Source organism: Geobacillus sp. ZGt-1 (genome assembly GCF_001026865.1).
Classification (GTDB): Bacteria; Bacillota; Bacilli; order Bacillales; family Anoxybacillaceae; genus Geobacillus; species Geobacillus thermoleovorans.
Map to the genome: position 1 here is coordinate 9,606 of NZ_LDPD01000002.1, position 5,273 is coordinate 14,878.

Consider the following 5,273-nt stretch of genomic DNA (forward strand, 5'->3'; position numbering starts at 1 on the left):
CCCGCCGCTGTAGCCCCATTCATACGTCATGATCACGACAAAGTCGACAATTTGTCCATGGGCGCGGTAGTCGTGTGCTTCGTACCAACGTCCGCGCTGGGTCGCGCTCGTTTTCGGCGCCAAGGCGGTCGACATCATCCACCCTTCTCGTGCAAACCGCCGTTTCGCTTTGCGCAAAAACGCATTATACGCCTCACGGTCTTCCGGGCGCAAATATTCAAAATCAAAATGGATGTCGCGGAAGCCATACCGTCTAGCGGTCGCGACAATGTTGTCGAGCAGACGATTTTGCAGCGTTTCGTTTGTTAACATAAGCGCGCCGAGCTCGTCGCTGAACTGCCCGTTTTCAATGTTGGCGACAACCATAACGAGCGTGACGCGGTTGGCGCGGGCAATATCCGGAAAGTCGTCAAGCGGCGGCTCTTGCAATGTCGCGTCGCGTCGGATCGCAAAATAAAAAGGACTCAAATAAGTCAAATACGGAGCGGCTTCGCGAGCGCTCGCCTCCAGCGCTGGGCTGACAGTCGCGCCGCGCGGTTCAATATAGGCGTTAAACTCCGCTCTTCGCTTGGCGCCGGGCGGTATATAAAGCCGCTGCCCGACCTTAAGCGGAGCGTTTAAGGAGAGGCGATTCACTTCGGCAAGCCGCTGCATCGGAATCGAAAATCGGCGTGCAATCGACCATAACGTGTCGCCGCGCTGCACCCAGTAAAAACGACCGACGATCGGGATCACGAGCGCCTGACCGACAACGAGTTTATCAGGGTTTGGAAGCTTGTTGGCCCGGACAATGTCTTCCGCCGTGGTCCCGTATGCCTCAGCAATTCCACTTAACGTTTGTCCACTCTGCACTACGTGGATTTGCATACTTGACCTCCTAGTTGCGTCTTTATTCTCCATATTCTATGATGAAAAGAAAGGAGAAATGACCGTTTGTGTGAAGGGGTATACGATGAACACCGACGAGTACTACATGCGATTGGCAATGGAAGAAGCAAAAAAAGCGGAGCAGATCGGCGAAGTGCCGATCGGCGCTGTCATCGTTCAAGACGGCCGCGTCATCGCCCGCGCTCATAATTTGCGGGAAACCGAACAACGCGCCATCGCTCATGCAGAAATTTTGGCAATCGATGAAGCATGCCGGGCAACCGGTTCATGGCGGCTTGAGCGGGCGACGTTGTACGTAACGCTTGAGCCGTGCGCCATGTGCGCAGGCGCCATTGTTCTTTCCCGCATCGAACGGGTTGTATTTGGCGCGTTTGACCCAAAGGGAGGGTGCGCTGGGACATTGATGAACTTATTGCAGGAAAGCCGATTTAACCATCAGGTTAAGGTGGTAAGCGGGGTGCTTGCTGACGAGTGCGGTTCGCTGTTGAGCCAATTTTTTCGACGATTGCGCGAACAAAAGAGAAATGTTGGCGGGAGTGCCAACGAAAATTCCGTCGATTGACATTGCATTTTTTCCGCTAACGAGCTATACTGATAGTGCCGTGCTAAGCGGGGAGGTAGCGGTGCCCTGTACTCGCAATCCGCTCTAGCGAGGCTGAATTCCTTCTCGAGGTTAGTCTGTTGCGAGGCCTGTCTCAAGCAAGTGGTGTTGACGTCTGGGTCCCGCGCAATGGGATTCCGTGAACCCTGTCAGGTCCGGAAGGAAGCAGCAGTAAGCGGATGCTCCCATGTGCCGCGGGGACGCCTGGGCTGAGCTAACTGCTTGAGCAACGCTCGGGGCAGCTAATCGACAGAAGGTGCACGGCCTTACATAGCGATAGGGAACAAAACCCACTCATGGCGAGTGGGTTTTTTGTTATTTCAAATTGCAATAGGAAGTTATATAATAGATAGGACGAGAGAAAGAGGAGGGCCGTTTTCCGTGGCATACCAAGCGTTATATCGCGTGTTTCGGCCGCAGCGCTTTGCGGACATGGTCGGCCAAGAACACGTGACCAAGACGTTGCAAAGCGCCCTGCTTCAACATAAAATATCGCACGCTTACTTATTTTCCGGCCCGCGCGGTACAGGAAAAACGAGCGCAGCGAAAATTTTCGCCAAGGCGGTCAACTGTGAACAGGCGCCAGCGGCGGAGCCATGCAATGAGTGTCCAGCTTGCCTCGGCATTACGAATGGAACGGTTCCCGATGTGCTGGAAATTGACGCTGCTTCCAACAACCGCGTCGATGAAATTCGTGATATCCGTGAGAAGGTGAAATTTGCGCCGACGTCGGCCCGCTACAAAGTGTATATCATCGACGAGGTGCATATGCTGTCGATCGGTGCGTTTAACGCGCTGTTGAAAACGTTGGAGGAGCCGCCGAAACACGTCATTTTCATTTTGGCCACGACCGAGCCGCACAAAATTCCGACGACGATCATTTCCCGCTGCCAACGGTTCGATTTTCGCCGCATCCCGCTTCCGGCGATCGTTTCACGGCTAAAGTATGTCGCAAGCGCCCAAGGTGTCGAGGCGTCCGATGAGGCATTGTCCGCCATCGCCCGTGCTGCAGACGGGGGGATGCGCGATGCGCTCAGCTTGCTTGATCAAGCCATTTCGTTCAGCGACGGGAAACTTCGGCTCGACGACGTGCTGGCGATGACCGGGGCTGCATCATTTGCCGCCTTATCGAGCTTCATCGAAGCCATCCACCGCAAAGATACAGCGGCGGTTCTTCAGCAGTTGGAAACGATGATGGCGCAAGGGAAAGATCCGCATCGTTTGGTTGAAGACTTGATTTTGTACTATCGCGATTTATTGCTGTACAAAACCGCTCCCTATGTGGAGGGAGCGATTCAAATTGCTGTCGTTGACGAAGCGTTCACTTCACTGTCGGAAATGATTCCGGTTTCCAATTTATACGAGGCCATCGAGTTGCTGAACAAAAGCCAGCAAGAGATGAAGTGGACAAACCACCCGCGCCTTCTGTTGGAAGTGGCGCTTGTGAAACTTTGCCATCCATCAGCCGCCGCCCCGTCGCTGTCGGCTTCCGAGTTGGAACCGTTGATAAAGCGGATTGAAACGCTGGAGGCGGAATTGCGGCGCCTGAAGGAACAACCGCCTGTCCCTCCGTCGACCGCCGCGCCGGTGAAAAAACTGTCCAAACCGATGAAAACGGGGGGATATAAAGCCCCGGTTGGCCGCATTTACGAGCTGTTGAAACAGGCGACGCATGAAGATTTAGCTTTGGTGAAAGGATGCTGGGCGGATGTGCTCGACACGTTGAAACGGCAGCATAAAGTGTCGCACGCTGCCTTGCTGCAAGAGAGCGAGCCGGTTGCAGCGAGCGCCTCAGCGTTTGTATTAAAATTCAAATACGAAATCCACTGCAAAATGGCGACCGATCCCACAAGTTCGGTCAAAGAAAACGTCGAAGCGATTTTGTTTGAGCTGACAAACCGCCGCTTTGAAATGGTAGCCATTCCGGAGGGAGAATGGGGAAAAATAAGAGAAGAGTTCATCCGCAATAAGGACGCCATGGTGGAAAAAAGCGAAGAAGATCCGTTAATCGCCGAAGCGAAGCGGCTGTTTGGCGAAGAGCTGGTCGAAATTAAAGAATAAACCGTTTAAAGGAGGATGCCAAGATGATGCGTGGCGGAATGGGCAATATGCAAAAAATGTTAAAACAAATGCAAAAAATGCAAAAAGAAATGCAAAAAGCGCAGGAAGAGTTGGCGGAAAAAACGGTGGAAGGCACGGCGGGCGGAGGCATGGTGACCGTTGTCGCTAACGGTCATAAACAAATTTTGGAAGTAAAAATTAAAGAGGAAGTCGTCGACCCAGACGATATTGAAATGCTGCAAGATTTGATTTTGGCAGCGACAAACGATGCGTTGAAAAAAGCGGATGAGTTGGCTAATGAAATGATGGGGCAGTTTACGAAAGGACTTAACATTCCAGGGTTGTTCTAGGGGGGGCGTATGCATTATCCAGAACCGCTATCGAAGTTGATTGACAGTTTTATGAAACTGCCCGGCATCGGCCCGAAAACGGCTGCCCGCCTTGCATTTCATGTGCTGGCGATGAAAGAAGACACCGTGCTTGAGTTTGCCAAAGCGCTCGTTGATGTCAAGCGGCATATTCATTATTGCACGATTTGCGGACATATTACAGATACAGACCCTTGCTACATCTGCAAAGACGAGCGGCGCGACCGGACGACGATTTGCGTTGTTCAGGATCCGAAAGATGTCATCGCCATGGAGAGGATGAAAGAATACAATGGCCTATACCACGTGTTGCACGGGGCCATCTCGCCGATGGAAGGCATCGGACCGGAAGATATTAAAATCGCCGAGCTGCTCACGCGATTGCAGGATGAGACGGTCCAAGAGGTGATTTTAGCGACCGACCCGAACATCGAGGGAGAGGCAACGGCGATGTACATCTCCCGCCTGTTGAAGCCGACAGGAATCAAAGTCACCCGCATCGCCCATGGCTTGCCGGTCGGCGGCGACTTGGAGTATGCGGACGAAGTGACGTTATCAAAGGCGTTGGAAGGGCGCCGTGAGCTATAGAGAGAAAGAAGGTGGGGATCGGTTTGTTATGGCGGCGAAAGGGGAAACTAAAGAGACAATTTGATGAGAAGTTAATGGCTGAACTACAAAAGGCTAGAACTGAATGGCTTGAGCAGAAACAACTCATCGAAAAAAGCGTCGATCCGTCTCCGGAGGTGCTGAGCGCATTGCAACTCGCTGAGGCCAAATATTTTTTCCTCCTCCGCGAAGCGAAGCACCGCCGCATCACACTTAAGGAAGTGCGTTAACTTCCTTATTTTTTTGTTCTTTTTTCCCCTGTTTCTCATACGTTGGTAGTACAAGCGTGCAAAAAGGGGGTTCAAACGTTGGAGCCGAAAGTCGTCATTACCGTGTTGCTAGCGCTTATCGCCGTTTTGCTTATCGTCGGCGCCCGTCTCAAAGCGCTTCGCCTGATCGGCTACGCTGCTATCCGCCTGATCGTCGGGGCGCTCGCGCTGTTTGTCATCAACGCCATCGGCGGGCATTTTAACATCCATATTCCGATTAACCTCGTCACCTCAATCGTTTGCGGATTTCTTGGCCTCCCTGGAGCGGCAGCGTTAATCGTGATTGACCGATATATTTTGTAGGCATCATTATTCAAGATGCCTTTTATTTTTTTGTTTAAAAGTTATTGACTTTTATATGACAATGCATTATATTAATTAATGTCGCTGTTCATGAAAGATATGTTGACAGCAAATTAAATGATATGTATAATGATAAAAGTGTGCAAGATAAACAAGTTCCTTGAAAACTAAACAAAA

7 protein-coding genes and 1 other RNA gene are annotated in these 5,273 nt (G+C 51.7%); 7 read left to right on the forward strand and 1 reads right to left on the reverse strand.

Going from position 1 to position 5,273, the window contains the following annotated elements; all coding sequences use genetic code 11:
• On the reverse strand, nt 1-867 hold an 867-nt coding region (locus VU18_RS00075; protein ID WP_047757467.1), incomplete at its 3' end, for a LysM peptidoglycan-binding domain-containing protein.
• An 85-nt stretch (nt 868-952) separates the two neighbouring features.
• On the opposite strand from VU18_RS00075, the gene tadA reads away from it, so the two are divergent.
• The 7 genes from tadA to VU18_RS00105 all read left to right on the forward strand — a co-directional run bounded on the left by tadA (nt 953) and on the right by VU18_RS00105 (nt 5,096).
• On the forward strand, nt 953-1,450 hold the full coding sequence (tadA, locus tag VU18_RS00080) for a tRNA adenosine(34) deaminase TadA (protein WP_011229532.1): 498 nt from the start codon (nt 953-955) through the stop codon (nt 1,448-1,450).
• Between the two features lie 38 nt (nt 1,451-1,488).
• An RNA gene (ffs, locus tag VU18_RS17025) (signal recognition particle sRNA large type) lies at nt 1,489-1,753 on the forward strand.
• Between the two features lie 117 nt (nt 1,754-1,870).
• Complete coding sequence (dnaX, locus tag VU18_RS00085) at nt 1,871-3,550, forward strand: DNA polymerase III subunit gamma/tau (protein WP_021322656.1); 1,680 nt, start codon at nt 1,871-1,873, stop codon at nt 3,548-3,550.
• A gap of 23 nt (nt 3,551-3,573) precedes the next feature.
• Nucleotides 3,574-3,900, forward strand: coding sequence for a YbaB/EbfC family nucleoid-associated protein (locus VU18_RS00090; protein ID WP_011229534.1), 327 nt, complete (start codon nt 3,574-3,576; stop codon nt 3,898-3,900).
• Nucleotides 3,901-3,909: 9 nt separating this feature from the next.
• Nucleotides 3,910-4,506: a recombination mediator RecR gene (gene recR / locus VU18_RS00095; protein WP_011229535.1), complete on the forward strand. Its 597-nt coding sequence runs from the start codon at nt 3,910-3,912 to the stop codon at nt 4,504-4,506.
• Between the two features lie 23 nt (nt 4,507-4,529).
• On the forward strand, nt 4,530-4,754 hold the full coding sequence (locus VU18_RS00100) for a YaaL family protein (protein WP_012820427.1): 225 nt from the start codon (nt 4,530-4,532) through the stop codon (nt 4,752-4,754).
• 78 nt (nt 4,755-4,832) lie between these two features.
• On the forward strand, nt 4,833-5,096 hold the full coding sequence (locus VU18_RS00105) for a pro-sigmaK processing inhibitor BofA family protein (RefSeq protein ID WP_011229537.1): 264 nt from the start codon (nt 4,833-4,835) through the stop codon (nt 5,094-5,096).
• The last annotated feature ends 177 nt before the right edge of the window (nt 5,097-5,273 follow it).